General features: G+C 62.9%; 21 protein-coding genes. 4 read left to right on the top strand and 17 right to left on the bottom strand.

What is annotated here, in order from left to right; translation table 11 throughout:
• Positions 1-100: 100 nt before the first annotated feature.
• Entirely contained in the window at positions 101-2,239 is a 2,139-nt protein-coding gene (locus tag JI748_RS04080; protein WP_201635323.1) for an esterase-like activity of phytase family protein, read from the bottom strand.
• A gap of 178 nt (positions 2,240-2,417) precedes the next feature.
• Here JI748_RS04080 and JI748_RS04075 point away from each other — a divergent pair, with 178 nt between their 5' ends.
• The 3 genes from JI748_RS04075 (at position 2,418) to JI748_RS04065 (ending at position 6,252) form a co-directional block, all read left to right on the top strand.
• Complete coding sequence (locus JI748_RS04075; protein ID WP_201635321.1) at positions 2,418-4,754, top strand: ATP-dependent helicase; 2,337 nt, start codon at positions 2,418-2,420, stop codon at positions 4,752-4,754.
• 252 nt (positions 4,755-5,006) lie between these two features.
• Positions 5,007-5,324 (top strand): heavy metal-binding domain-containing protein, encoded by a 318-nt coding sequence (locus tag JI748_RS04070; protein ID WP_201635319.1) that lies wholly within the window; start codon positions 5,007-5,009, stop codon positions 5,322-5,324.
• A 58-nt stretch (positions 5,325-5,382) separates the two neighbouring features.
• Entirely contained in the window at positions 5,383-6,252 is an 870-nt protein-coding gene (locus JI748_RS04065; protein WP_201635317.1) for a 50S ribosomal protein L11 methyltransferase, read from the top strand.
• Between the two features lie 211 nt (positions 6,253-6,463).
• Here JI748_RS04065 and JI748_RS17480 read toward each other — a convergent pair whose 3' ends face one another.
• A complete protein-coding gene (locus JI748_RS17480; protein WP_267911604.1) occupies positions 6,464-6,595 on the bottom strand; it encodes a hypothetical protein in 132 nt (43 codons plus the stop codon).
• 119 nt (positions 6,596-6,714) lie between these two features.
• Complete coding sequence (locus JI748_RS17475; RefSeq protein WP_267911603.1) at positions 6,715-6,846, bottom strand: hypothetical protein; 132 nt, start codon at positions 6,844-6,846, stop codon at positions 6,715-6,717.
• 121 nt (positions 6,847-6,967) lie between these two features.
• Between JI748_RS17475 and JI748_RS04060 the strand changes: the two genes are divergently transcribed.
• Positions 6,968-8,791: an aminopeptidase P family protein gene (locus JI748_RS04060; RefSeq protein ID WP_201635315.1), complete on the top strand. Its 1,824-nt coding sequence runs from the start codon at positions 6,968-6,970 to the stop codon at positions 8,789-8,791.
• Positions 8,792-8,853: 62 nt separating this feature from the next.
• Here the strand turns inward: JI748_RS04060 and JI748_RS04055 are convergent, their stop codons facing one another.
• From JI748_RS04055 to JI748_RS03990, 14 genes are all read right to left on the bottom strand, one after another.
• Positions 8,854-9,321, bottom strand: a complete 468-nt coding sequence (locus tag JI748_RS04055; protein WP_201635313.1) for a DUF3828 domain-containing protein — start codon at positions 9,319-9,321, stop codon at positions 8,854-8,856.
• Between the two features lie 18 nt (positions 9,322-9,339).
• Positions 9,340-10,623 (bottom strand): hypothetical protein, encoded by a 1,284-nt coding sequence (locus JI748_RS04050; protein WP_201635311.1) that lies wholly within the window; start codon positions 10,621-10,623, stop codon positions 9,340-9,342.
• 12 nt (positions 10,624-10,635) lie between these two features.
• On the bottom strand, positions 10,636-12,849 hold the full coding sequence (ligA, locus tag JI748_RS04045; protein ID WP_201635309.1) for an NAD-dependent DNA ligase LigA: 2,214 nt from the start codon (positions 12,847-12,849) through the stop codon (positions 10,636-10,638).
• Positions 12,850-13,024: 175 nt separating this feature from the next.
• A complete protein-coding gene (gene recN / locus JI748_RS04040; RefSeq protein ID WP_201635307.1) occupies positions 13,025-14,695 on the bottom strand; it encodes a DNA repair protein RecN in 1,671 nt (556 codons plus the stop codon).
• 158 nt (positions 14,696-14,853) lie between these two features.
• The gene (locus tag JI748_RS04035) at positions 14,854-15,699 is read right to left on the bottom strand and encodes an outer membrane protein assembly factor BamD (RefSeq protein WP_201635305.1); all 846 of its coding nucleotides are present in this window, start codon (positions 15,697-15,699) and stop codon (positions 14,854-14,856) included.
• A gap of 81 nt (positions 15,700-15,780) precedes the next feature.
• Positions 15,781-16,737 carry a UDP-3-O-acyl-N-acetylglucosamine deacetylase gene (gene lpxC, locus JI748_RS04030; protein ID WP_201635303.1) on the bottom strand — a complete coding sequence of 319 codons (957 nt, stop codon included), beginning with the start codon at positions 16,735-16,737 and terminating at the stop codon, positions 15,781-15,783.
• Between the two features lie 105 nt (positions 16,738-16,842).
• Positions 16,843-18,510, bottom strand: a complete 1,668-nt coding sequence (gene ftsZ / locus JI748_RS04025; protein WP_201635301.1) for a cell division protein FtsZ — start codon at positions 18,508-18,510, stop codon at positions 16,843-16,845.
• Positions 18,511-18,685: 175 nt separating this feature from the next.
• Positions 18,686-19,159, bottom strand: coding sequence for a DUF4126 family protein (locus tag JI748_RS04020; protein WP_201635299.1), 474 nt, complete (start codon positions 19,157-19,159; stop codon positions 18,686-18,688).
• Between the two features lie 53 nt (positions 19,160-19,212).
• The gene (ftsA, locus tag JI748_RS04015; protein WP_233280658.1) at positions 19,213-20,520 is read right to left on the bottom strand and encodes a cell division protein FtsA; all 1,308 of its coding nucleotides are present in this window, start codon (positions 20,518-20,520) and stop codon (positions 19,213-19,215) included.
• A gap of 2 nt (positions 20,521-20,522) precedes the next feature.
• A complete protein-coding gene (locus JI748_RS04010) occupies positions 20,523-21,368 on the bottom strand; it encodes a cell division protein FtsQ/DivIB (protein WP_201635296.1) in 846 nt (281 codons plus the stop codon).
• A gap of 29 nt (positions 21,369-21,397) precedes the next feature.
• On the bottom strand, positions 21,398-22,318 hold the full coding sequence (locus JI748_RS04005; RefSeq protein WP_201635294.1) for a D-alanine--D-alanine ligase: 921 nt from the start codon (positions 22,316-22,318) through the stop codon (positions 21,398-21,400).
• Positions 22,319-22,484: 166 nt separating this feature from the next.
• Complete coding sequence (gene murC, locus JI748_RS04000; protein WP_201635292.1) at positions 22,485-23,903, bottom strand: UDP-N-acetylmuramate--L-alanine ligase; 1,419 nt, start codon at positions 23,901-23,903, stop codon at positions 22,485-22,487.
• Positions 23,900-25,018: an undecaprenyldiphospho-muramoylpentapeptide beta-N-acetylglucosaminyltransferase gene (gene murG, locus JI748_RS03995; protein WP_201635290.1), complete on the bottom strand. Its 1,119-nt coding sequence runs from the start codon at positions 25,016-25,018 to the stop codon at positions 23,900-23,902. The genes murC and murG overlap by 4 nt, the downstream gene beginning before the upstream one ends.
• Positions 25,015-26,181, bottom strand: a complete 1,167-nt coding sequence (locus tag JI748_RS03990; RefSeq protein ID WP_407644935.1) for an FtsW/RodA/SpoVE family cell cycle protein — start codon at positions 26,179-26,181, stop codon at positions 25,015-25,017. Before JI748_RS03990 ends, murG begins: the two co-directional genes overlap by 4 nt.
• Positions 26,182-26,275 lie beyond the last annotated feature (94 nt).

The raw sequence follows: 26,275 nt of genomic DNA, 5'->3' as shown, positions 1-26,275 counted from the left end.
GTGTAGGCACTTGCAGCCCTTGCGCAAGCGGGCGCCGGAGGAATTGAGATGCAAAACGGCCGGGATCGCTCCCGGCCGTTTCCTTCCTCATACGCGAAGCTTACTCGATGTCGAACGTCCAGAAGAACGTTTCGCCCGAGCTGTCGTCGACGCCGTCATTGTCGGTGATCACATAGGCCTTGCCGTCGGCGTCGATGGCGAGGCTTTCCACCTTGTCGACGACATAGCCGTTCTGCGCGGCCAGATCGGGCACGAGATCACGGACCAGTTCCTTGGAAACGGTCGGCAGTTCACCGCCCAGTTCAGCGCCTTCGAGTTCGGCAACCGGCACGCGGTACACGGCCTTGAGCTTGGCCTTGTCGCCGATCTGGTTGTCGCGCTCGATCAGGTAGACATAGTCGCCATGAAGCGTGATTTCCGACAGGCCGACCCAGGTGCCCTCGGCCGCCGCTTCGAGCGGGTAGCGGACGGCGCTCCACTCTTCCGTTTCGGTGTTGTAGCCGACGAGCTTCACAAAACCCTTTTCGTCGTCCTTCCACTCGCGCTGGATGGCGATCCAGAGCGTGTCGCCGACCATGGCAATGCCCTCAGAACCCGAGCGGGTTTCGCCGGCAAGCAGGTCTGCCGGGAAGGCGATTTCGTCTTCGATCTCGCCATCGGCATTGACGTGGAACAGGGCGTGCGGCGTCAGCTTGGCCGTGTCGCCTTCGGAGGCCAACCAGAAGCCGCCTTCGCCGTCACCAGTGATGCCTTCGAGATCAAGCTTCTGCGCCGGGTGGCCGTTGCGGGTGATCACCGTCTTGGCGGTGATGCGTGCCGGGGTTTCGGTGGCATCAATGGTATAGATCGCAGCTTCGTTGAAAGCGCTGTCGCTGACGGCAACGAGCTTGCCGGGTTCGATGGCATAGGCGCCCGAAAGAGCGGCCCAGCCGATCGGGCGATCGTCGGCGTCGAGATCGGACATGATCTGCGGATAGTTCGCTTCGCCTTCGGCAAGCTCATAGATCATGACATGGGAGCCCACGCCGCCGTCTTCGCGCAGATCGACCTCATTGGCCGTGGCGAGAAGATTGCGCGACGGGATGGCAACGACGCCTTCGGGCGAAATGCCGGAGGGTAGCGCCTGGACGAATTCGGGCTCTTCGCCGCTGTCCTTGTAGACCGCGATCAGCGAGGCGCGTTCTTCGGTGACGAAGATATAGTTGGTTTCGCCAAACATCGCGACATCAAGGCCTTCGGGCTCGACGCCCTTGGAGTTGCGGTGCTCTGGATAGTGGCCGAGCTGGGCGGCGTTGTGATCGAGCGCATTGCCGGCTTCGAACAGTTCTTCGCCATCCTTGGAGAAGATGGTGAAGCCGCGAGCGCCGCCGTTCCAGTCGCCTTCATTGGCGATGACCAGGCGATCGTTGTCGAGCCACTTGACCGAGTCCGGCTCGCGCAGACGATCTTCCTGCGTGCCGGTGAAATCGAGGACACCATCGCGCTTGGTGTCGACGTCCGTCAGCGTGGTCGAACCGGCGCTGAAATGGCCCGTCACTTCGCCGGTGGTGCCGTCGATGATGACGATCGCATTATTTTCCTGCAGCGTCAGCGCGATTTCGTCATTGTCGTTGAAGCTGACAAATTCGGGTTCCGCGTCATCGCCGGCGATCTCGGCCAGGCCGGTGACGTCCACGGTCTTGAGCGTTGCGGCGGCGACGTCGAAGATCACCAGAAAGCCCGACGGCATCTGCGGAATGTCGCCGTCATTGACCTCTTCGTCGCGCTCGTTTTCGATGGCGATGGCAAGGAGCGTACCGGTCTTGTTGCGGGCAACAGAATCGGGCTGTCCGCCGAAGTCATATTCGGCTTCGGCGGTCTGCGTCGCGATATCGACGACGACCAGCTTGCCGGACGGTTCGGTGAAGCTCTCGGAGGTATTGACGCCGACATAGGCCTTGTCGCCGATGATGGCGACCGAGGTCGGCTCGCCTTCGATGGCCAGATAGCCGGCAGCCTTTGGCGCCGAAGCGTCGGTTATATCCACAAAGCCGATGCCGCCGCCCGGGCTATCCGAATAGATCAGCGTCATGCCATCTTCGGTGGCGGCGATGATTTCCGATGACGTGGCGTCCGCCTCAGGCGCATTCTGCGCCACGGCAAAGCTCGAAACTCGGTTGAAATACTGCTCGGCCTGAACGCCGGCAGTGGTCAGCAACAGGGCCGCGCTCAAGGCAGCCAGACGCTTTTGGGCAATCATGAATAGTCCCCGGATATGATGCGGGGCTCGATTAGGCCGGGTGCGTGACGTCCATGTGACAGGCTGCGCTTCTATACAGGGACAGTCGCCGTCCCTATATTGCGACGAGAACAAATCAAGATTCGTCAAGGCCCGGCTTGCTGCTCATCGCGGCGCCGGCCCCGGAACAAAGCACCGCATGGCCGAACCCGCACCCCTTTACCGTCCCGGCGCCGGGCCGAATACCAGCCGCCTTCAACAGGCGCCAGCGATGGACTATCTGGCTGGCCTCAACCCCGAGCAGCGCGACGCCGTGCTTGCAACGGAAGGCCCGGTTCTGGTGCTGGCGGGTGCCGGTACCGGCAAGACGCGGGTGCTGACGACACGTATCGCCCACATTCTCAACCAGCGCCTTGCCTGGGGCAGCCAGATCCTAGCCGTGACCTTTACCAACAAGGCAGCGGGCGAGATGAAAAAGCGCATCCATGAGCTTGTGCCAAACTTCGACGGCATGCCTTGGATGGGCACGTTCCACTCGGTTTCCGCCCGCATTTTGCGCCAGCACGCGGAACTGGTCGATCTTAAACCCAGCTTCACCATCCTTGATACCGACGACCAGATCCGGCTGATCAAGCAGTTGCTGGCGGCCGAAAACATCGATGAAAAGCGCTGGACCGCTCGCGGCTTTGCCGGGCTGCTCGATACCTGGAAGAACCGGGGCTGGTTGCCCAAGGACGTGCCGGCGTCGGAAAGCAGCGTCTTCGCCAATGGCCGTTTGCCCAACCTTTATGCGGACTACCAGGCCCGCCTCAAAACGCTCAACGCCGTCGATTTCGGCGACCTGCTGCTTGAATGCATTCGCTTGTTCCGCGAACAGCCCGACGTGCTTGCCGAATACCACAAGCGCTTTAAGTACATGCTGGTCGACGAATACCAGGACAGCAACACCGCCCAGTATCTTTGGCTGCGCCTCCTGGCGCAGGGCCGTCCCGCAAACGAGGCCAATATCTGCGTGGTCGGTGACGATGACCAGTCGATCTACGGCTGGCGCGGCGCCGAGGTGGACAACATCCTGCGCTTCGAAAAGGATTTTCCGGGCGCCAAGGTGGTCAAGCTTGAGCGCAACTATCGCTCGACCGCCAATATCCTCAAGGCCGCTTCGACCCTGATCGCCTTCAACGAAGGCCGCCTGGGCAAGACGCTCCACACCGATGTCGCCGAAGCGGGCGAACCGATCTCGTTCACCCAGGTCTATGACAGCGAGGAAGAGGCGCGCACAGTCGGCGAGGAAATTGAGCAGTTCCAGCGCCTCGGCGAACCGCTCAATTCAATGGCCATCCTGGTCCGCGCTTCCTTCCAGATGCGCGAGTTCGAAGAACGCTTCATCACGCTGGGGCTGAACTACCGCGTCATCGGCGGTCCGCGCTTCTATGAGCGCAAGGAAATTCGTGATGCTCTGGCCTATCTGCGGCTGGTTGCACAGCCCTTTGACGATCTGGCTTTCGAACGCATCATCAACGTGCCCAAGCGTGGCCTCGGCGACTCGACCGTCAACATGCTGACCGCGACGGCTCGCCACCAGAACGTGCCGCTTCTGCAGTCGACGCGCATGCTGGTGGAAACCGAGGACCTCAAGCCCAAGCAGCGCTCGGTCCTGCGTGCCCTGGTGGCGCAATTCGACGATTGGTCCTATCGTGCCGAAAGCCTGCCGCCCTACCAGCTGGTCGAACAGATCCTGGAAGAAAGCGGCTATATGGACATGCTTTCGGCAGACAAATCCGCCGAAAGCGAGGGCCGCAAGGAAAACCTCAAGGAACTCAGCCGTTCCATGGAAGAGTTCGAGACGCTGGGCGGCTTTCTCGAGCATATATCGCTGGTCATGGACCGCGACAGCGCCGAGGCCAGTGATGCCGTCACCATCATGACGCTCCACTCTGCCAAGGGGCTCGAATATAACACGGTATTCCTGCCCGGCTGGGAAGACGGAACCTTTCCAAGCCAGCGCTCGATGGACGAGTCGGGGCGCGCCGGGCTCGAAGAGGAACGGCGCCTCGGCTATGTCGGCATAACCCGCGGCCGCAAGCGTGTGCGGATTTCGGCAGCGCAGAACCGGCGCATCCACGGGCTCTGGCAATCGGCCATTCCATCGCGCTTCATCGACGAACTGCCGCCCGACGTGCTGGACGTCACCGATCGCGGCTCGGCCTATGGCGGCTATAGCTATGGCGGCGGCGCCTCGAGCCGCTTCAACAAGGCCGACCCTTTCGAAAGCGTCTACGAAACGCCCGGCTGGCAGCGGGCGCGTGCGCAGCAGGCAACGCGCAAGGGTGGCGGGCCGCTGACCATAGAGGGCGAACTGGTCGCCCGCTCCGTCGATCTTGGCAGCCAGTCGAGCGGCTTCGAGGTGTCCGACCGGGTATTCCACCTCAAGTTCGGCTATGGCGAGGTGATGAATATCGAGGGCAATAAGCTGACCATCGAGTTCGACAAGGCGGGGACCAAGAAGGTCTTGGAGAGCTTTGTGACGAAGGGTTAGGCACCCCCTTCCGAGCGTCGCTAAGGCGCTGCGCACCTAAGCTTTGCTTGCCTTCCCCTTTGAGGGGGAAGATGAACTCCACTCGTTGGCAATTAGCTGCCACTCTCACCGGACCCACCCTCCCCCTTAGAGGGGGGGAACCGCAGCTAGGCCTCTTGGCCGTAGCGCAGGTGGGAGGGGGTGCCTTTACCGTCTCCCCCTTGCACTCCGCCCCACCCTTCCCACATCCTCCACACAAACCTGGAGGACCCCATGATCATCTCGACCACCCCCACCCTGGAAGGCCGCCCGATCCGTGACTATCTCGGCATCGCCACCGGCGAGGTGATCGTTGGCGCGAACATCTTCAAGGACCTGTTTGCCGGCATTCGCGACATTGTCGGCGGCCGCGCAGGCGCCTATGAATCGACGCTGCGCAGCGCGCGCGAAGAGGCCTATCGCGAGCTCGCCGACGAAGCCCGGCGCATGGGAGCCGATGCGGTGGTCGGCGTCGATATCGACTATGAAGTCGTCGGCCAGAACGGCTCGATGCTGATGGTTTCGGTGTCTGGCACGGCGGTCAAGCTCTAGTCATTGACTTAGGCGCCAAGCTTGCCTCAATGGCCTCGAACCAAATCCGAGGCCACTCATGTCCGTCGACCAGCTCTCCGTTTCCCTCACCAAGGAACAGGCCTATGCCCTGGTCGACGCCGTGGCAGAGCGCGACGAGCTGGCGCTGACCGCTTCGGCGCATGAAAACGAAGAGACCGGGGAATGGGTGTTTGAAGCCGCCTGCGACAGCCCGCCCGACCTCGAAGCCTTCAACGCGCTGGCGCAGGAAGTGCTGGGCGGCACAGTGCAGTTCTCGGTCGAGCCGATCGATCCGGAAGTCAACTGGGTCGCCAAGTCGCTTGAAGGCCTGGCGCCCGTGATCGCGGGTGGCTTCTATGTTTATGGCAGCCACGAAACCGGGCCGATCCCCGAAGGGCTGACGCCGATGCGCATCGACGCGGCACAGGCTTTCGGCACGGGGCACCACGAGACCACGACAGGGTGCCTCGAAGCCATCGAGGCCGTGCTCGAGACCAAGAGCCCCAGCGCCATGATCGATGTCGGCACCGGCACCGGCGTCCTTGCCATCGCTCTTGCCAAGCGCACCGGCAAGAAGGTGCTGGCGACCGATATCGACCCCATCGCCGTTACCACCACGGACGACAATGCCCGCGACAACGAGGTGGCCGGTCTGATCGACACACTGGTCGCAACCGGTCTCGACCACCATGCCATTGCCGCACGCGCACCCTACGATCTCGTGGTCGCCAATATCCTGGCCGGCCCCCTCGTGGAGCTGGCGCCGGGCATGGGCGTCATCACCCAGGCGGGTGGCACGGCGATTTTGTCGGGTATCCTCAACACCCAGGCCGACGGCGTCATCGAGGCTTATGAAAAGGCAGGCTTCACCCTGCGCGATCATCTCAAGCGCAAGGACTGGACAACGCTGGTGCTGGAAAAGCGGTAACTCGCTAGGAGGACCCCCACCCAACCTCCCCCTGAAGTAGGGGGAGGAGTGCGTCCGGTGGACAAACACCGAAGTGGCGACAAGCGAGATGCGGCTCTCCCCCTACTTCAGGGGGAGGTTGGGTGGGGGTCTTTCTCGAACGCAAAAAACAAAATCCCCGAAGCAGGCTTCGGGGATCGGGGCTTGATCGTCAGCGAGTGCTGCAGCAGCCTTACGGGCGCTTGGTTACTGCGCCGATCAGCTGGTGCTGCATGCGATAGCTGACCTGGCGGGTGGCTTCGCGGCTCCGGGCGTCGATAAGGCCACCCAATGCGCTGCGGAAACCATTCTTGCTCTCAGTCATCTTCTACTCCATGCGACGGACCAAACGTTTGGTAGCCGTCTTGCTCTCTCTAGGCTGTTCGCGCTGCCCTGGTTAGGGGCGCACCGGCAAGCCTGCCATGCCGGAAGTGCAGACCGCGGTTAACGGCCGTTCATTTTGTCGCGCAAGCCATGGTCGCGCTCGTATCTATCGACAAAGCGCTGAGCCTCGCGGGCGCGGCCTTCGACAATGGCGTCGAGGGTGCGCCGAAAGAAATTCTTGCCCTTGTTCATTTTTCATCTCCTTGACCTGTGCCCTTAAGATAGGTTCGAACCGCGCCCGCACCAGCGCTGATGACACAAGATAGCCATGCCGGCAGCGCATGTAGTAGCCGGCTTTGCGTCAGGAAAAACCATGACCGACACCGCCTTCCCGCCCGCTAAATTCCAGAGCTTCGAGGAAAAATCCGACCCGAGCCAGGTGGCGCCTCGCCTTGCCGACCTGCGCGCCGCTATGCAGTGGGCGCATGTCGATGCCTTCCTTGTTCCGCGCGCCGATGCGCATCGCGGCGAGTCCGTGCCGGCCAGCGAAGCGCGGCTGGCTTATCTCACCGGCTTTACCGGCTCGGCCGGTATGGCGGTGATCGGCATGAAGAAGGCCGGTCTCTTCGTCGACAGCCGCTACACGCTCCAGGCGCCAGTCCAGACCGACACGAACAAGATCACCGTTCACGAGGTCGGCCAGGGAGGCGTCAGCGCGGACATCAAGCTCTATGTGCCCAAGGGCGGCACGCTGGCCTATGATCCCTGGCTGCACACGCCCGGTGAAATCCGCGACATCACCGAAAAGCTCGCCGGTCACGCCCAGGTCGTGCCGCACGACAATCTGGTCGACCATGTCTGGCAAGATCGCCCTGCCCCGCCGCTCAGCCCAATCGAATTTTTGGGCCACAACCGTGCCGGAAAGACCTCGTCCGACAAGATTGCCGATCTGCGCGACACCCTCGTCAAGGAAGGCGCCGACGCTGCGGTGCTGACGTTGCCGGAATCGATCTGCTGGCTGTTCAACATGCGCGGCCGCGATGTCCCCAACACCCCCTTTGTGCTTGGCTTCGCCATCGTGCCCCAGTCGGGCCTGCCGACGCTTTATCTCGACAAGGCCAAGATCACGCCGGAGCTCGAAAAGGCGCTGGATGGCATTGCCAAGGTGGCAAAGAGCGTCGGCCTCGCCAAGGCGTTGGAAAAGCTCGGCTCGGGCAAGAAGGCCGTGCTGGTCGATCCGCAATCGGCTCCCGCCGCCGTGGCTGACACGCTTCGCCAGGCGGGTGCCCGGGTGATCGAAAAGCGCGATCCGGTGCTCGGCCCCAAGTCGATCAAGAACGAGGCCGAATTGGCCGGCATGGGCGAAGCCCATAAGCTCGATGGCGTGGCGCTGGCGAAATTCCTGCACTGGTTCGATGGCGAAGCACCCAAAGGCACGCTGACCGAAATCGGCATCGTCACCGCCCTTGAGGCCTTCCGGCGCGAAGAAGAATCCTGCGTCGACGCCAGCTTCGACACCATCTCCGGCGCTGGGCCGAATGGCGCCATCGTCCACTACCGGGTGACCAAGAAGACCGACCGGACCCTCAATGCCGGTGAGATCATGCTTGTGGACTCGGGCGCGCAATATTTGTCGGGTACCACCGACATAACCCGGACGCTCTTTACCGGGTCGGCGACCCCCGAGCAGAAGGACCGCTATACCCGGGTGCTCAAGGGCATGATCGCCATTTCGCTCGCCCGTTTCCCCCGCGGCACCAATGGCGCCCAGATCGACATCCTGGCGCGCCAGTTCCTCTGGCAAGACGGGGTGACTTACAATCACGGCACCGGCCACGGCGTCGGCGCCTTCCTTGGCGTGCATGAGGGGCCTGTCGGCATCTCCTCGCGCTACACGACGCCCTTCGAGCCAGGCAATGTGGTTTCCAACGAGCCCGGCTACTACAAGGCCGGCGAATACGGCATTCGCATCGAGAACCTCGTCGCGGTCAAGGAGGCTGAGGCGTTTCCAGGATACCTCGAGTTCGAAACTCTGACCCTGGCGCCCATCGACACGCGTCTGATCGAGATGGACCTGCTGACCGGAGCGGAGCGCGACTGGCTCAACACGTTCCACGCAAAAGTATGGACGGAGATCGGCCCGCTGGTGAGCGGCGAGGTCAAGGAGTGGCTAAAGGGCGCAACGGCCGCAATCTAGCCGCGTAATTCCCGAACGCTCGATGTCATCCCGGCGCAGGCCGGGGTGACAGCGAACCGCTGTTACTCGCTTGTGTCTTCCACCCCAGCAAAGATCTCCGTCAGCCGGTAGGAAAACTCGGCGTTCTCGCCTTCGAGGTCGTCGATTTTCCAGCTGCCGTCTTCGAACACGAGATCATAGGTGATGGCGCGCGGCTCGCCGAAATTGGTGAAGGTGACATCGACGGTGGCCGTGTCCCCATCGATCAGCGGTTCGCCGATCTCGAATTCGGCGATCTCGAAATCCTGCCCATCGATATAGGGATCAAAGCTCAGCGCGCCCATCTCGCCTTCCGGCGTGTTTTGCGCATCGGCCTCGTAGAGTGCATTGAGCGCTTCGGAGCGGAACTCGGCCTCATCCTCGCTGAACTCACCGCTGAAATAGGGCGCATAAACGGCTTCGAGCAGCGCCTCGGGCGTGTCGAAAGGCTGCGCCGCAGCGGCCCTGGCAAGGGCGAGAAAAGCGATCGAGGCGATTGCAGCAAGACGCATGGGGAGCTCCGAAGGCACCTAGTTGAACCAGAGGGCGAAAAACGGCCAGTCCTCGCCGAAGACCCGATTGGCTTCGGCGAAATCATCGGCGCCGGCGATCGGGCCATCGCCAAGAAACGGCAATGCCCCGAGCCCCGTAAACAGCATGACGGCATCGGTCTCGGTAGCCGTCTCGAAGTAGCGCTTGAGGTCAAAACCTTGCGCGAACCGCCAATGCGGCAACAGCAGCTCGCCCTCGAGCACCAGGTCCACCGTGTCGAGCGTGGCGAGCCAGGCATCGACGACGTCCTGGGTAACCTGCCGGTCGGGCACCAGCGACGTCTGCGTGGGCGACGGCACGAGTTCCCTGTCGTCATCGGTTTCGGCCAGGATCAATTCCCAGTTGCGGCGCGACAATGCTGTAATCTCGAGCAGCCGCGTCCGCACATTGGCGAGGCGCGCCGCATCGGTGACCGGGAAATCGGCAGCGTGGATCGCGGCGATCACATCGGCGAAGAAGGCGTCGCTTTCAGGGTCCATCACCATCATGCCGCCGGGCAAGTGCCCGCCCATGGGAAGGCCCGCATGGGGGAAGACGCGATGAAGGAACGCGTCGAAAAACTGGCTGAAATCATGCGCCAAAAGGAAATCGACTGGCGTGGACACAAGTGTGGAATAGCCCGCGAACCAGATAGCATCGGCATTGTCGAAGCCGATCGTCGCGTCCGGCGCGCCCTTGCTCTTGGTCTTGGTTTTGTGCCCCGGCGGCGGTTCATCGGGCGAAGGAAATTCGGTTAGTTCACCCGCCGCCTGCAACACAACTGCCAGCGTCTCGCCGGGCTCAGCCGCGCCATTGCCGTCAAGATCGATGCGCACGCGAAGCGGATCGATCGGCATGACAAAGGCGTCGCCATTGCCGGCGGCCTCAAAATGCGCCCGTGCCTGGCCAAGGGTGACCACAAAATCATCAAGGATTTGCACCAGCCCATCATAATCGAGGGGCCGGGCGTCGGCGTTTATTGTCGCGGGCGGCGTATCGAGCCCGGTGCCGAGAAACAGGCTCAGCGCCGGCGCGTTAGGAGCAACAGCGCCATGCCGGTAGAGCATCTGCGCCGTCTGCTCATACCCGGTGATGAGATCGGAAAGCCCGAAGGCAAAGCAGGCTTCGGCATCTCCGGCGTCGCAGGCGGGCGCGATCTGCTCGCCCATTTCGCTCAGCGTGCCGGCATAAAGATGCGCGCGCACCTTATCGCCAAACTCGCTCGCCGCGGCGGGCAGCGTGAGGGCAGATAGCAGAGCCAGGGCGAATGGCAGATGACGCATTTCAGTCTCCCGCTATTTGCCGACCCTGGCAAACCATTCGTCTTCGCTGATCACTTCCACCCCATGCTCCTGCGCCTGCTTGAGCTTGGAGCCGGCGCCGGGCCCGGCAACCAGGATATCGGTCTTGGCCGAAACTGAACCGGCGACCTTCGCCCCCAGCCGTTCGGCCATAGCCTTGGCTTCAGATCGTGACATTTTTTCGAGCGTGCCGGTGAAGACCACCGTTTTCCCCGCCACCTGGCTGTCGGCTGAAATGGTGACCACATAGGGCTTGGGCCGGACCTGCGCGAGGAGCGCCGCGAGCGCCTCGTTGTTGCGCTCGTTGCCAAAAAATTCGACCAGCGCCTCGACCACCGTGCTGCCGATGCCGTCAACCGAGGGGAAAACGCCCATCGGGTCGTCCGCAGCGGCCATCTCCCTTCCCGCTTCCTGCAGCTTCTCGATCGTGCCGAAGGTGCGGGCGAGGACGGCGCCGGTGGTTTCCCCGATATGGCGGATGCCGAGCGCAAAGATGAAGCGGTCCAGTTCGGGGTCGCGGCGGGCATCGATGGCGGCGAAGAGCTTGTCCAGCCCCTCATAATTGCGGTCCTCGACGCTGCGCACATTCTTGCGCGCCTTTCCGGAAGCCGCTTCGCGCTGGCGTGCCTGCTCTTCGCGGCGCTCGGCGAAAGCACGCTGAACCTCGGCACGCTTGTCCTTGAGCGTGAAGATATCGGCCGGCGTCTTGACGAGGTCCTTGCTGAACAAGAGCTCGATGTTCTCCGCCCCCAGGCCTTCGATGTCCATGGCGCCGCGAGAAACGAAATGACGGAGGCTCTCCACCGCCTGCGCCGGGCAGAACAGCTCGCCGGTGCAACGGCGGCGGGAATCTTCCTTGCCGGTCTTCTCGTTGATTTCGCGCACTGCCGGCGAGCCGCAGACCGGGCAGGTTTCGGGCATGTGGAAGGCCTCCGCGGCGGCCGGGCGCTTCTCGATGACGACGTCGACGATTTGCGGAATGACGTCCCCTGCCCGCTGGATGGTGACGGTATCGCCGATGCGGATGTCCTTGCCGTCGCGGATCGGCAGCCCATTGCTGTCGCGGCCGGCAATATAGTCCTCGTTGTGAAGAGTCGCATTGACCACGGTGACCCCGCCGACGCTCACCGGATCAAGCCGCGCGATCGGCGCCAGCGTGCCGGTGCGGCCCACCTGAATTTCGATGTCGCGCACAGTGGTCGTCGCCTGTTCGGCCGGGAACTTGTGGGCGATGGCCCAGCGCGGCTCGCCCGTCACAAAGCCCCAGCGGCGCTGCAGTTCAAGTTGGTCGACCTTGTAGACGACGCCATCAATATCATAGCCCAGTGACGAGCGTTGGCTCTCGATGAGCTTGTATTGGGCGATCAGCTCTTCGGCTGACTTGGCCCGCAACATAAGTGGGCTGATCTGAAAGCCCCAATCGGCGAATTTCTGCACCGCTTCAAACTGCGTCGGCGCCGGGTCGGCACTGGTAAAACCCCAGGCATAGGCAAAGAAGCGCAGGTTGCGACTGGCCGTAATCGACGGGTCTTTTTGCCGAAGCGATCCCGCCGCCGTATTTCGCGGATTGACGTAGTTCTGCCCACCCGCAGCGGCTGAGCGCTCCTTGAGCGCCTGGAACTCGGCATAGGTCATGTAGACCTCGCCGCGGATTTCGATCACCTCCGGCCAGTCCCCACCTTCCGGCAGGCGTTTGGGAATATCCTTGATGGTCCGCAGATTGGCGGTGATGTCCTCACCCACCGATCCGTCGCCGCGGGTAGCACCCTGGACGAAAACGCCGTGTTCGTAACGGAGCGAAGCGGAAAGGCCATCGATCTTGGGCTCGGCGGTAAAGGCGAGGTCCAGCCCCTCGTCCTTCTGAAAGAAGCGGCGGCCGCGCTCGATAAAGTCGAGAACGTCCTGATCGGTGTAGGCCTTGGCTAGACTCAGCATCGGCACGGCGTGCCGAACCTTGGAAAAACCCTCTGCCGGTGCCGCGCCGACCTTGCCCGTAGGACTATCCGACCGGACCAGTTCCGGGAAGGCGCCTTCCAGCTCGGCATTCCGGATGCGCAAGGCATCGTATTCGGCGTCGGTGATCTCGGGCGTATCCTTGCCATGGTAGGCGAGGTCCGCCGCGGCGATGGCGCCGGCCAACCGCTCAAGCTCGGAGCGGGCTTCGTCTTCGGACAGATCGCTGACGGGTGTTTGAGACAGGTCGGACATGGGCACTCGCTACGTTACTATCACCGAGCCTCCCCTCTCCCCCTGTGGGAGAGGGTGGATCGGCCGCAGGCCGAGACGGGTGAGGGGTTCTCGCCGCGCATCCGGTGCTGCAGGCACCCCTCATCCGCCCTTCGGGCACCTTCTCCCACAAGGGGAGAAGGGAAGAAAGATAGCCCTATTTCACGGTGCTCAGCAATTTGCTGGCAGCAGCGCGCGCTTCGTCGGTGATTTCCGCACCCGCCAGCATGCGCGCGACTTCCTCCTGCCGCGCTCCGGTATCGAGCGGCCGAACATGGGTGCGCATGAAATGACCCTCCTTGACCATCTGTTTTTCGATCAGCAGGTGCCGGTTGGCCCGCGCTGCCACCTGCGGCGCATGGGTGACCGTCAGCACCTGAACCTTGCTTGCAAGCCGCGCCAGCCGCCGGCCGATGGCGTCTGCAACGGCACCACCGACGCCTGTGTCGATTTCATCGAACACCAGAACCGGCGCCGAACCGCGATCGGCCAGCACCACCTTGAGCGCCAGGAGGAAGCGGCTCAACTCACCGCCCGAGGCAACCTTGAGCAGCGGCCCGGCCGCGGTGCCCGGATTGGTTTGAACGTGGAAGGCGATCTGGTCAATACCGGCAGCCGCGACGCGGTCGCTGTCGACCTGATGGTCGACGATGAACTTGGCATTACCCAGCTTAAGGTCCGGCAATTCCGCCTCGACCGCCTTGCTCAGCGCCTTGGCGGCCTTCTTGCGGCCATTGCTCAAGGTGTCCGCGGCCTCGCGATAGCGCGCCCGCGCGGTCGCTTCTTCGGCTTCCAGCGCCTTGAGCCGGCTCTCTCCGCTTTGCAGCGTTTCGAGGTCGCTTTCGTATTTTGCCAGAACTTCGACCAGGCCGTCCGGCGTGGTCTGATGCTTGCGCGCAGCGGCCCGCAAGGCGAATAGCCGCTCCTCGACCTCCTCGAGCTCGCGCGGATCGAAGGCCATCTCTCGCTTGAGCTCCTCGAGCGCATCCGTCGTGCGATCCAGCGTCACGAGCGACGCATCGAGTGCATCAACGATCGGCTGGAACAGCGTTGCGCCGGTATCGATCTTGCGCGCCAATCGGCGCATCAATGAAGCAAGTGCGGGCGTGGGCGCATTGGGGCCGTTGAGAATCTCGTCGATCTCGACCACGTCGGACGACGCCTTTTCCGCCTGCTGCAACTGCTGCCGGCGTTCGGCAAGTTCGGTTTCCTCGCCCAAAGCAGGCTTTAGCTTTCCGAGTTCCTCGACGGCATGGCGCGCATAATCTTCCGCGGCCACGGCTTCGGCCACCAGGGCCCGCTGTTCCGAAACCGATTGCTGCGCCTCGACCAGCGCCGACCAAAGGTCGCGCACGGCGGCCACCGGCTTCGCTAACTCGCCAAAGGCATCGAGGGCCGCACGGTGGGTTGCCACGTCGACCAGCGCGCGGTCGTCGTGCTGGCCGTGGATCTCGACAATCTGGCTGCCGACCTTTTGCAGCAGCGAGGCAGAAACCGGCTGGTCATTGATAAAGGCGCGCGTGCGGCCGTCGGCAAACTGCACGCGCCGGAGGATCACATCCTCGTCGTCCGGGATGGCATTGTCGCGCAACAGGGCGCGTGCCGGATGCGTCGCGGCAAGTTCGAGCACGGCCACGACCTGCCCGCTCTCCTGCCCTTGACGCACCAGCGAGGCGTCGCCTCTGCCCCCGAGCGCCAGCGTCATGGCGTCCAGGAGGATAGACTTGCCGGCACCGGTCTCGCCGGTAAGCACGGTCATGCCGTTGTCGAGCGCCAGGTCGAGCTGGTCGATGAGGACGATATTGCGGACCGAAAGCGCGTTGAGCATGCGCGTAGCTTCCCGTGGCTAACCGATGCGTCTGTCAGCCCAGGGGCCGAAACAAGCGCATGATATCGGAGCAGAACAAAATAGCAACGGGGTGCACGGCGCATCCCCTTAAAAAGAAAGGGCCCCGCAGGGCCCGATCCAATTCCTGACGCTGAGGATCAGCGGCGATGCGCCGCCAGCCAGCTGCCCGAGTTGAGCTGCGGCGCAAGGCCCTGTTTGCCGAGGAGTGCAAATGCACGCTTGTACCACTCGCTCGACGGATAGTTGTGACCCAGCACGGCCGCCGCGGACATGGCTTCATTGGTGAGGCCGAGCAGCAGGTAGCCTTCGGTCAGGCGATACAGCGCTTCTTCGATATGGGTCGAGGTCTGCCAGGTCTCCACCACTTCGCGGAAGCGGTTGATGGCGGCGGCATATTGACCATTGCCGAGGTAGTAGCGGCCAACCGACATTTCCTTACCGGCCAGCTGATCATAGGCGACAAGGAGCTTTTCCTTGGCGTCGGCAGCGTGTTCGGACTTGGGATAGTTGTTGATCAGCAGCGTATAAGTATCGATGGCGTCTCGCGACAGCTGCTGATCACGGGTAATGTCCTTGATCTGCGCAAAGTAGGCCGTCGCCTTGAGCCAAAGAACGTAGGGCACGTCCTTGGTGTTGGGGTAAAGCGCGAGGTACCGGTCGGCGGCAAGCACCGCCTCGTCCAGTTCACCGCTGCGATAGTTTGCATAGACAAGCATCAGCTTGCCTTTTTCGGTCAGCGGATCGCGCGGATGCTGGCGCTCAAGCTTTTCCAGGCTCTTGATCGCGCTCTGATAATACTGGCGATCCATATCGTTGAGCGCGCTCTGGTAGAGCGATGCCGCCGGAACAATCGGATCTTCCTTGAGCTTGGGGGGCCCGAAAAGGCCACCGCCGGAACAGGCCGTCAGCACGGCAGCGAAAAGGCCAATGAGGGCGAACCGGATCGACCGGTTGGCGAACTGGCTCACAACGTCAAGCTTCACAAACGGCCCCGTTCTTAATCATCCGCAGATGGGCGCGGCGTAGTTGGCAAATGGATCAAAACTGTGGCGCGGCGCCGTGGCTCAGCGCACGGACCGAAGGTAAGGCTGAACTGCCAGGCCTTCGGGCTGGTCGTCGAACGCCTCGAATTCCAGTGTCAGGTCTTCAGCGTTCACTATCTCATAATTGGCTTCGCTGGAGAAGAGACCCGTCAGCACATGCGCATTAAGCGCGTGCCCGCCCTTGTAGGATCGGAAGCGCCCCCAGATCGGCAGGCCAGCGAGCGACAGATCACCGATCGCGTCGAGCAGCTTGTGGCGCACGAACTCGTCTTCGAAGCGCAAGCCGCCCGGATTGAGCACGCGGTCTTCGTGCACGGTGATGGAATTGTCGAGGCTGGAACCGAGGGCATAACCGGCCTGGCGCAGGATCTTGGCGTCGCGCACGAAACCGAAGGTGCGGGCGCGGGCGACATCTTCGAAATAGCGGCGCGGCGTCCAGTCGAAGATCATGCGCTGGCGGCCGATGACCTTGGAGTCAAAGTCGATTTCGAGATCGAGCGCGCGGCCGTTATAGGGTTCAAGCGCGGCAAAGGCGTCGTTGTTGCGCACGGTGACGGCACGGACGACCTTGAGGAACTTTTTCTGGGCAGGCTGAATTTCCAGCCCAACCATCAGGATCGCTTCGGCGAATGGGTGGGCAGACCCATCCATGATCGGGCATTCCGGGCCATCGAGCGTGATCATCGCATTGTCGACGCCCATGCCGGACAGGGCGGAGACCACATGCTCGACAGTGGCAACACTGACGCTATCGCCCAGATCAAGCGTGGTGCACAGCGTCGTGCGAGTGACGCGCGAATGGTGCACCTGCACGGAAGCAGAGAAGGTACCGTCGCTCAACTGACGGCGGATAAGATAGCCGCTATCGGGCGCTGCGGGACCCATGGTGAGGGTCACCGGCTGGGCGCCGTGCACGCCATAGCCTGCGAAAGAAACATCGCCGGCAAGGGTGCGCTGACGCGTCGATAGTCTGATCATCCTGGGCACACCCTACCGAAGTCGTATTTCACGCATCTGTTAGCTAAAAAAATCTCGGTGCGGAAGCCGCACCGAGAGAGCTTTCGTGTCGCAGTTGAGAGCCAATCAACCGTGCTTGCGCAGGAATGCCGGAATTTCGAGGCTATCCTTCTGCACAGGCGCAGCAGCCGCCCTGCCCTGGTTGTCGAGCGTACCACGAGCACCCTCGACCGGAGAGGAAACGCGCGAAGTCCTTGCGCCGCCTGCCTCAATGGCGCTGCGGGCAGCCGCATCATCGGCCATCGACAGGCGCGGCTCGGGCTTGGCTTCCGCAGCCGGCTGACCAAGGTTGAGGCCTACATTGGAGGCAAGGCGCTTGAACAGGGCACGAGCATTGCGGGGCTCGCCGCCCTGCTGATCCTGTGCTTCCTGTGTCCGGCGCGCAACAGCCGGAAGCTCCTCGGTGCGCGGCATGCGGCGCTGACCATCCGGACGGGCCGCATGGGACGGCACGTAGACGCTCGGAATCGGACGGTCTTCAACGATCGGAGCCTCTTCGGGCTCAGCCATCGATTCGGCGGCGGGCACATAGGGCTCGACCACGATACCGTCGTCTTCGTGATGGTACGATGGAGCAGCCTGCTGGGCAGCAAAGGCTTCAGCAACGGCAGCTTCGACCTGGTGGCCAATCTCTTCGACTTCGATCATGCCCGGCTCTGGCACCGGCTGCGGCACGACTGGTCGGCTGGCTTCGACCGGGACGTGACGCTTAACGGATAAAGGGGTGCGGGACGCGTGCGGCTTGGCCGGCTCCATTGCTTGAACCATGGTCGCATCGGTGCCGGTGGCAACAACCGAGACGCGGATCGTGCCGGTGAGGCTCGGATCGTAGGTTGCGCCCAGGATAATGTTGCAATCGGTGTCGACTTCCTCGCGGATGCGGCTTGCCGCTTCGTCGACTTCGTAAAGGGTCAGGTCCGGACCGCCGGTGATCGAGATCAGGAGGCCGCGGGCACCCTGCATCGACACGTCGTCGAGCAGCGGGTTGGCGATCGCAGCTTCAGCGGCGTGGCGCGCACGGTCTTCGCCCGACGCTTCGCCGGTGCCCATCATCGCCTTGCCCATGCCGCGCATTACGGCGCGAACGTCGGCGAAGTCGAGGTTGATGAGACCTTCCTTGACCATGAGGTCGGTGATGCAGGCAACGCCAGAGAACAGCACCTGGTCGGCCATCGCGAAAGCGTCGGCGAAGGTGGTCTTTTCGTTGGCGACGCGGAAAAGGTTCTGGTTCGGAATGACGATCAGCGTATCGACATGGCGATGCAGTTCGTCAATGCCGTCTTCGGCAAGACGCGCACGGCGATTGCCTTCGAAGTTGAACGGCTTGGTGACCACGCCAACCGTCAGGATGCCCTGTTCGCGGGCAGCACGAGCAACCACTGGAGCAGCACCGGTGCCGGTACCACCACCCATGCCGGCGGTGATGAACACCATGTGCGAGCCGGAAAGGTGATCGTTGATCTCGTCCCAGCTTTCTTCGGCGGCCGCACGACCGACTTCCGGGTGCGAACCAGCACCGAGGCCTTCGGTAACACCGACGCCGAGCTGGATGATGCGCTGGGCCTTGGACAGCGCCAGAGCCTGGGCGTCCGTGTTGGCAACAACGAAATCCACGCCATCGAGCCCGGATTCGATCATGTTGTTAACGGCGTTGCCGCCAGCACCACCGCAACCGAAGACGGTGATGCGGGGCTTTAGTTCTTGGATATCCGGGATCGTGAGGTTGATGGTCATAGGTGGCCTCATAGTGGCGTGGTTGGTTAAGATTTACGGGCCAATTCGTTAACCCCACCCTAACAAGTGACCGCTTTGCGTTAACTTTCCCGCAAAATGCGACAACGAGCGGTTACCGATTACGCCTTTGTTAACCAGCCACGCCTCTTCCGACCCTGAGACCTCTTCGTCAGCGCTACTCGAGCAATCCCTGCGTGCCGGTCAGCTGCGGGTTGGTGATCGCAAGGGCACTGCCAAACACCAGCGCATCTTCTACGAGCCCGCTCGGCGTCTGCCCGACCTGCCGCATCGCCGCCTTGCGCATGCCGAGCCCGATATAGGACGAGACCATCGCCGCCGCGACCGCCACCACGGCGCCGCTGACCTGCTGGCGGCGTGGCGCCAGCGCTGCTCCTGCATAGGCCGCGGTGATGGCGCGGACGCCAAGCCCGATCGGGATGGTGCGGTCCGGCGCCGACTTCATCTTGTCGCCCGCCATTTCCGCCGCCGCGAAAGCCACGGCGCCGGCGGTCACCACCGGATTATGAAAGAGCTTTTGCAGCGGCAGGTCATCGTCGACCTCGCCGCGATATGTCGCAAGGCCGATCGTGGCTAATGGGGTGATGCCGCGCTGGCCTGCGACAAGGCCGATAAGAAAGGATCGAAGCATTCGTCGTTCTCCGGAATGGTTACCGGATGAACGGCTGGGTTACGCTTTCGATCCTAAAAGCTTGAGCGCAGCCAAGTTCCGACGCGGGCGAAGTAGCCATCGGTGCCGGTCAACTTCCGCGAGCCGCGCGGCTCGGCATATTCCTGGTGGCAGACCTGCGGATAGACCAGCATGCCGGCAACGGTTGCGAAGGCTGCGCCCTTGGCCATCTCGGGCAGCCCGGCAATGCCCATGGGCCGGCCATTGCGAACGTTGCGCGCCAGCGTGCGCCGGGCAACCTCGGGCAAGCCGGTCATTTCGCTGGCGCCACCGGTCAGCACGAAGCGGCGGGCGCAGACATCCATCATGCCGGTGGCCTGCATGCGGTCACGGATGGCGGTGAGAATTTCTTCGATGCGCGGGCGCATGATGCGGGTGAGCACGGCCCGCGGAATCTGCCCCGGCGCTTCGTCATGCGAGGCGCCGACTGGCTGGATGGAAATCATCTCGCGATCTTCGGTCTGGCCCGGCAGCACCGAGCCATGCAGAGTCTTGAGGCGCTCGGCGTCGGCGACGCTCACAGAAAGCTGGCGCGCAATATCGAGCGTCAGGTGATGACCGCCAATGGCAATGGCATCGGCATAGACCATGTGGCCGTCATTGAAGACCGACACCGTTGTGGTCGCGCCACCGAAGTCGATGCAGGCCACGCCGAGCTGGGCTTCGTCATCGACCAGCGTCGCAAGACCGGATGCATAAGGCGTCGCGACCAGAGCCTCGATCTGCAGATGGCAGCGGTGCAGCACCAGTTCGAGATTGCGCATGGCCAGCGTTTCTGCGCTCACCACCGCAACATCGACGCTGAGCTTTTCGCCGACCATCCCCTTGGGATCGCGGATGCCCTTCTGGCCGTCCAAGGCGTAACCGATCGGTAGCGCATGGACGATCGAGCGTTCCGGACGCACGGAGCGGGAATTGACCGCGCGCAGCACGCGAACGATGTCGGACTTCTCTACCTCTTCGCCATCCAGCGACACGGCGGCTGAAAAGGTTTCCGAGCCGAGACGACCGGCAGTGACATTGACCAGCACCGATTCCAGCGTCAGCCCGGCCGCACGTTCCGCCATGCCCACGACATTGCGGATCGCCTGCTCGGCCTTCTCCACATCGGTAACGACGCCGCTCTTGACCCCGGAAGCCTGACCGTAACCGAAACCAATGACCTCGGCCTGATGGGTGCGGCCACGTAGGGCCTTGCCCTCGGGGCGTGGCGAAAGACGCGCGATGACGCAGCAGATCTTGGTGGAGCCGATGTCGAGCACCGCCACCAGCGTCGTTTTGCCAGGCTGCACCGGCCGTAGCCGGGAAGTCATCGCGTCCATCATCATGATTTTTTGGGGTCTTCGGGTTCTTCGGTCTTGTTGGGGCGCACCGCAACCACCGTCTCGATCCGCAGATCGATGATGGCAATGTCACGGTCGAGAAGCTGATACTGGTCCTGGTAGGAGACCAGCTTGGTCATGGCCTGCGCCACGCCCTGCTCCGGAAGCTGGATGCGCAGGCCAGTGTCGTAGAGAAGGTCCCAGCGCCGGTCCGCGATGCGCGAAATCGCGATCAAGCCGTCCTTGAGGCTGGGGAAGTTTTCCATGGCCCGGATCATCACCAGGGCGTCGTCCGCCGCGCCATCGCCAATCACCAGCGGCAGGTCGCCATAGGCACCGCCGTCTTCGCCGATCTGATCGCCATCGCCATCAATGACAAAAGTGATGCCATCGACGCGCCAGCGAGCGATTGGCTTCTTCTCGACGATATGGACCGCGACATCGCCCGGATAGGTCTTGCGCACGATGACGCTTTCGACCGCTGGAAGCTCAGCCACGCGCTGCCGCGCGGCATCGACATCAAAGGAGAGCGTAGATGTATGCGGCTGGATCCCGAGGGCATCGAAGATGTCCTGCTCGGAGGTCAGCGTTTGCCCCTGCAGCGAGATCTCGCCTATGGCAAGACCAGCTTGGGCGAAATTGCCCTGCGCCACAGTGGCGAGATTGGAGGCGGTGACACCGATCGGCTCGCGAACGGCGTAAAGCCCGACGGCGCCGGCGATCAACGCCGCAACCATCAGGCCCCGGCGGACCAGTCCGCCATGCAGCACCCGGAGGCGGGTCCAGCGGTTGGCAAGACGTCTGCGCGGGGCGCGGACGGGAACAGGCAGCGCGCGGGGATCGACCATCCGCGCTCCGGCGAGAAAAGCCTCGCTTTTTACCTGTTGCAACTCGCGTCCTCCACCAACCAGGCGCACAATTCTTCATAGGAATGCCCGGCATGGGCAGCCTGTTCTGGCGCCAGGGACACCGGAGTCATACCCGGCTGGGTATTGAGCTCGAGCAGCACCAATTCGCCGTCCTCGCCTGCCGCATCGTTGTAGCGGAAATCGCACCGCGTCAGTCCGCGACAGCCGAGAGCTGCGTGAGCAGCCAGGCTAAATTGTTGCACTTTGTCGTAAATTTTCGGTTTCACCTGCGCCGGCAGCACATGCACGGCGCCACCCTGGCTGTACTTGGCCTCGTAGTTGAAAAAGGCCAGATCGGTGACGATCTCGGTGACGCCGAGCGCCACGTCGCCCATCACCGCACAAGTCAATTCGCGCCCGGGAATGAAGCGCTCGACCATCATTTCCTCGCCGGAAGTCCAGTCTTCGCGCAGCAATTCCTGCGGCGGATGGCTGGTATCGGCCTTGACGATGAAAACGCCAAAGCTCGAGCCGTCGGCAATCGGCTTGATGACATAGGGCGGCGCCATGACATGGGCGCGTGCCGCCTCGGCACGGGTGACAATCGTGTGATCGGTCACCGGAATGCCGGCCGCCTTGAAGATGATCTTGGCCTGGTGCTTGTTCATGGCCAGAGCCGACGCCAGCACGCCCGAATGCGTGTAGGGGATCTGCAAAAGCTCGAGCACGCCCTGGATATAGCCACCCTCCCCGAAAGGACCGTGCAGGGCATTGAACGCCACGTCAGGCTTGAGCGCAGTGAGCACTTCGGCGACGTCATGGCCGACATCGACCTCGGTCACCTCATACCCGCCCTTGCGCAAGGCGGCAGCGCATCCAGCGCCGGTCATCAGCGAGACGGGGCGCTCATTGTTCCACCCGCCCATGAGGACGGCGACGTGCTTGCTCATAGGGCGGCTCCAGTTTTAGCAGAAAAGACACCCCTCGTCCGTCCTTCGGGCACCTTCTCCCGCAAGGGGAGAAGGAAGGCTCGGTGGATGAGCGAACTGGGTGCCACCCTTCTCCCCTCGCGGGAGAAGGTGGCTCGCGCACAGCGCGAGACGGATGAGGGGGCCTTCACTTCGCTTCCTCGCCGATCAGCGCGCCCAGCTCCCCCGGCAGCGCCGCAGCCCACTGCGTAATGTTGCCGGCGCCAAGGCAAACGACATAGTCGCCATCTTCGACCCGCGTCGCCAGAAGCTTTGCCAGTTCCTCAGGCCCGGTCAGCACCCGGGCATCGCGGTGACCGCGGGCGCGGATACGATTGACCAGCTCTTCATGCGTGACACCCACGATCGGCTGTTCGCCAGCCGCGTAGATCGGCGCGACGATGACCGTATCGGCGTCGTTGAAGCAGGCGGCAAAGTCGTCGAAGAGGTCGTTGACGCGTGAATAGCGGTGCGGCTGCACCACGGCCACGACATCGCGCCGCGCGGACTGCCGGGCGGCGCGCAGCACCGCCGCGATTTCCACCGGGTGGTGGCCGTAATCGTCGATGACGGTGACGCCACCCACTTCGCCGGTCTTTGTGAACCGACGTTTCACCCCGGTAAAGCCCTTGAGCCCCTTGCGGATGGCTTCGGCCGGCACATGCAGCTGGTCAGCCACCGCGATCGCCGCCGTGGCATTGAGCGCATTGTGCACGCCCGGCATTGGCAGTTCGAGCCCATCGATGCGCAGCTGCGTCTGGCGAATACGGTCGCGGATCTCGACCGAGAAGTGCTGCACGCCATCGCGGTTTTCGAGATCGATCAACCGCACATCGGCCTGCGGATTGCGGCCATAGGTGATGACCCGTCGATCCTTGATCTCACCGACCAGCGCCTGCACTTCCGGATGGTCGAGACACATCACGGCAAAGCCATAGAACGGCACGTTCTCGACGAACTGGTGAAAGGCATTCTTCACGCCTTCGAAGTTGCCATAGTGGTCGAGATGTTCCGGGTCGATATTGGTGACGATGGCCACATCCGCCGGAAGCTTGACGAAAGTGCCGTCGGACTCGTCGGCTTCAACCACCATCCACTCGCCAGCCCCCAGACGCGCATTGGTGCCATAGGCGTTAATGATGCCGCCATTGATGACGGTTGGATCGAGATTGCCGGCATCAAGCAGCGTCGCGACCAGCGTCGTGGTCGTGGTCTTGCCATGCGTGCCGCCAATGGCGATCGCCGTCTTGAAGCGCATGATTTCGGCGAGCATTTCAGCGCGGCGCACGATCGGCAGGTTGCGCGCGCGCGCTTCGACCAGCTCGGGATTGTCCTTCTTGATCGCCGACGACACGACCACGACCTCGGCCTTGCCGAGATTATCGCCGCTCTGGCCGATCTCGACCGTGATGCCCATGTCGCGCAGGCGCTGCACATTTGGGTTGAGCGAGGCATCGGAGCCCTGGACGGTGTAGCCCTGGTTGTGAAGAATTTCGGCAATGCCGGACATGCCAATGCCGCCGATGCCGATAAAATGGACCGGGCCGATATTACGGGGCATCTTCATGTTGTGGGGCGTCCTTCGATAGTGGTGTTTTTGCCCGAAAGCATTTCGGCGAGGTCGGCGAGTTTTTCGACGGCGCGCGGCTGGCCCATGGCGCGGGCCGCATCGGCAGCACGCCTCAGACCTGCCGGATCATTCAGCAACTCTTGGAGGCGAGTGGCGAGCGATTGCGGTGAAAGCGAGGCCTGTTCAGCCACCCAGCCGCCGCCGCCCTGTTCGAGGTTGAGCGCGTTATACTTCTGGTCGCTGTCGAGTGAGCCCGGCAGCGGGATCAGGATGGCGGGTCGTCCGAGCACGGTCAGTTCGGCGACGGTCGAGGCCCCTGCCCGCCCGATCACCAGATGCGCATCGGCGATGCGCTCCGGCAAATCCGGGATGAAGCGCGCCAGCTCGACATTGGTGCGCGACTGCCGGTAGCTCTCGGCCACCCGGTCGATATCTTCTTCGCGCGCCTGCTGCACGATCTGCAGGCGATGCCGCAGCGCATCCGGCAAAAGCGCGATTGCCGCCGGCACGATGTCGGACAGCGCCCGCGCGCCCTGGCTGCCGCCGGTGACCACGAGGCGAATGGGACTTGCGTCGTCAAGCGCCGGGTAGGCCCGGCCCGCTACGGCCCGCACCCGATCGCGCACCGGATTGCCGGTGACAATCTTTTCGAGGTTCTGCTGATCGGCAAACCGCGTGGCGGGAAAGCTCATCGCCAAAATGTCGGCGAACCGTGCCAGCGCGCGGTTGGCGCGCCCCATCACCGCGTTCTGCTCATGCAGAATGCCGGGAATCCCGCGCAGGCTCGCTGCGATAAACGGCGGAAAGGTCGGATAGCCGCCAAAGCCGATCACCGCATCCGGCCGCACCTTGCCCAGCATGCCATGTGCCTTAGCCACGCCGCGCAGGATGGTGAAGCCGGCGCCCGCCATCTTCAGCGGATTGCCACCCGAGGGCGTCGCCGCCGGCACGATATGAATCTGCCGCGCCGGAAATTCGGCACCGTAGCTTTCGACGCGATGGTCGGTCATCAGCTCGACGGCGTGGCCGCGGCGGATCAACTCTTGGGCCAGGGCCATGGCCGGGAAGAGATGCCCCCCCGTGCCGCCTGCCATTAAAACAAAGGTTTTCATTCGGCGGGGGCTACCACGGCGCTGCGGTACGAGGGAAGGCCGGTGGTCAAACGCTCTTCCGGCTTGGTGCGGGTAAAGGCCAGCATCAGCCCCATGCCGAAGGCCACAGCCAGCATCGACGTGCCGCCATAGGACACGAACGGCAAGGTCATGCCCTTGGGCGGAATGAGGTTGAGGTTCACCGCAAGATTGATGCCCGATTGCATGGCGAACTGCACGGCAATGGTGGAGGCAGCAAGGCGCGCAAAAAGGCTCGATTGCCGCTGCGCCGAGATCATGGCGCGGATGACGATGAAGCCGATAAGGCCGACCAGCCCCATGCAGAAGATGACCCCGAACTCGCCCGCGGCCGCCGAAAACACATAGTCGGCATGGGCGTCGGGGATAAGCTTCTTGGCGATCGACTCACCCGGGCCGCGGCCGAACCAGCCGCCCTCATAGAGCGAATCCAGCGCCCGATCAATCTGGTAGGTATTGCCGCCACCATCAGGGTTGAGAAACGTATCGATGCGTCGCGCAAAGTGCGGAAAGAAGAAATAGGCGCCAAACAGCAGCCCGCCTGCCGACCCGGCGAGGCCGAAGATAATCCACCAGGAAATGCCCGACAAAAACAGCAGCACCGCCCAGGTCGCCATCACCAGCGCCGTCTGCCCAAGGTCGGGCTGCAGCAAAAGCGCCGCCACGATCAGCCCCATGATGGCAGTGGCAATCAGCCGGCCAGGAACGTTGCGATGGATCATGTATTCGGAAAAAAGCCAGGCGCCGATCACCGCAAAGGCAGGCTTGACGAATTCGGACGGCTGCACCGATTGGCCGCCAAAGCTCATCCAGCGGCGCGCACCCTTGACCTCGGTACCGAAGCGCAGCGTCGCCCACAGCAGCGCCACCATGACGATCAGCGTCCCAAGCGCCGCAAACCGCGCCTGCCGGTGATTGAGCATCGATGCGGCGAGCATCACCGGCACCGCCAGCGCACAGAACATGGCGTGGCGAATAACGAAATGCCATTCGTCGACGCCGATACGCTCGGCCACTGCCGGGCTGGCGCCAAAACTCAGCACCATGCCGGCGCAGAGCAGCAAGATCAGCCCGCCGAGCAGTTCGCGGTCGATCGACCACCACCATTCAGCCAGAGGCGTTTTTTCGGCGCGAGAAAACATCATCGGAAACGGCCCGGCAACTCGATACAAACAAGATCGAATTGTACCGGACCGATGGTTACCGATTTCCCAACCGACTTGCGTTTTGCGAATCGCA

It is taken from the genome of Devosia rhizoryzae, assembly GCF_016698665.1.
Classification (GTDB): domain Bacteria; phylum Pseudomonadota; class Alphaproteobacteria; order Rhizobiales; family Devosiaceae; genus Devosia; species Devosia rhizoryzae.
The sequence above is the reverse complement of the archived record's forward strand: the minus strand, read 5'-3'. Positions and strand labels throughout refer to the sequence as shown.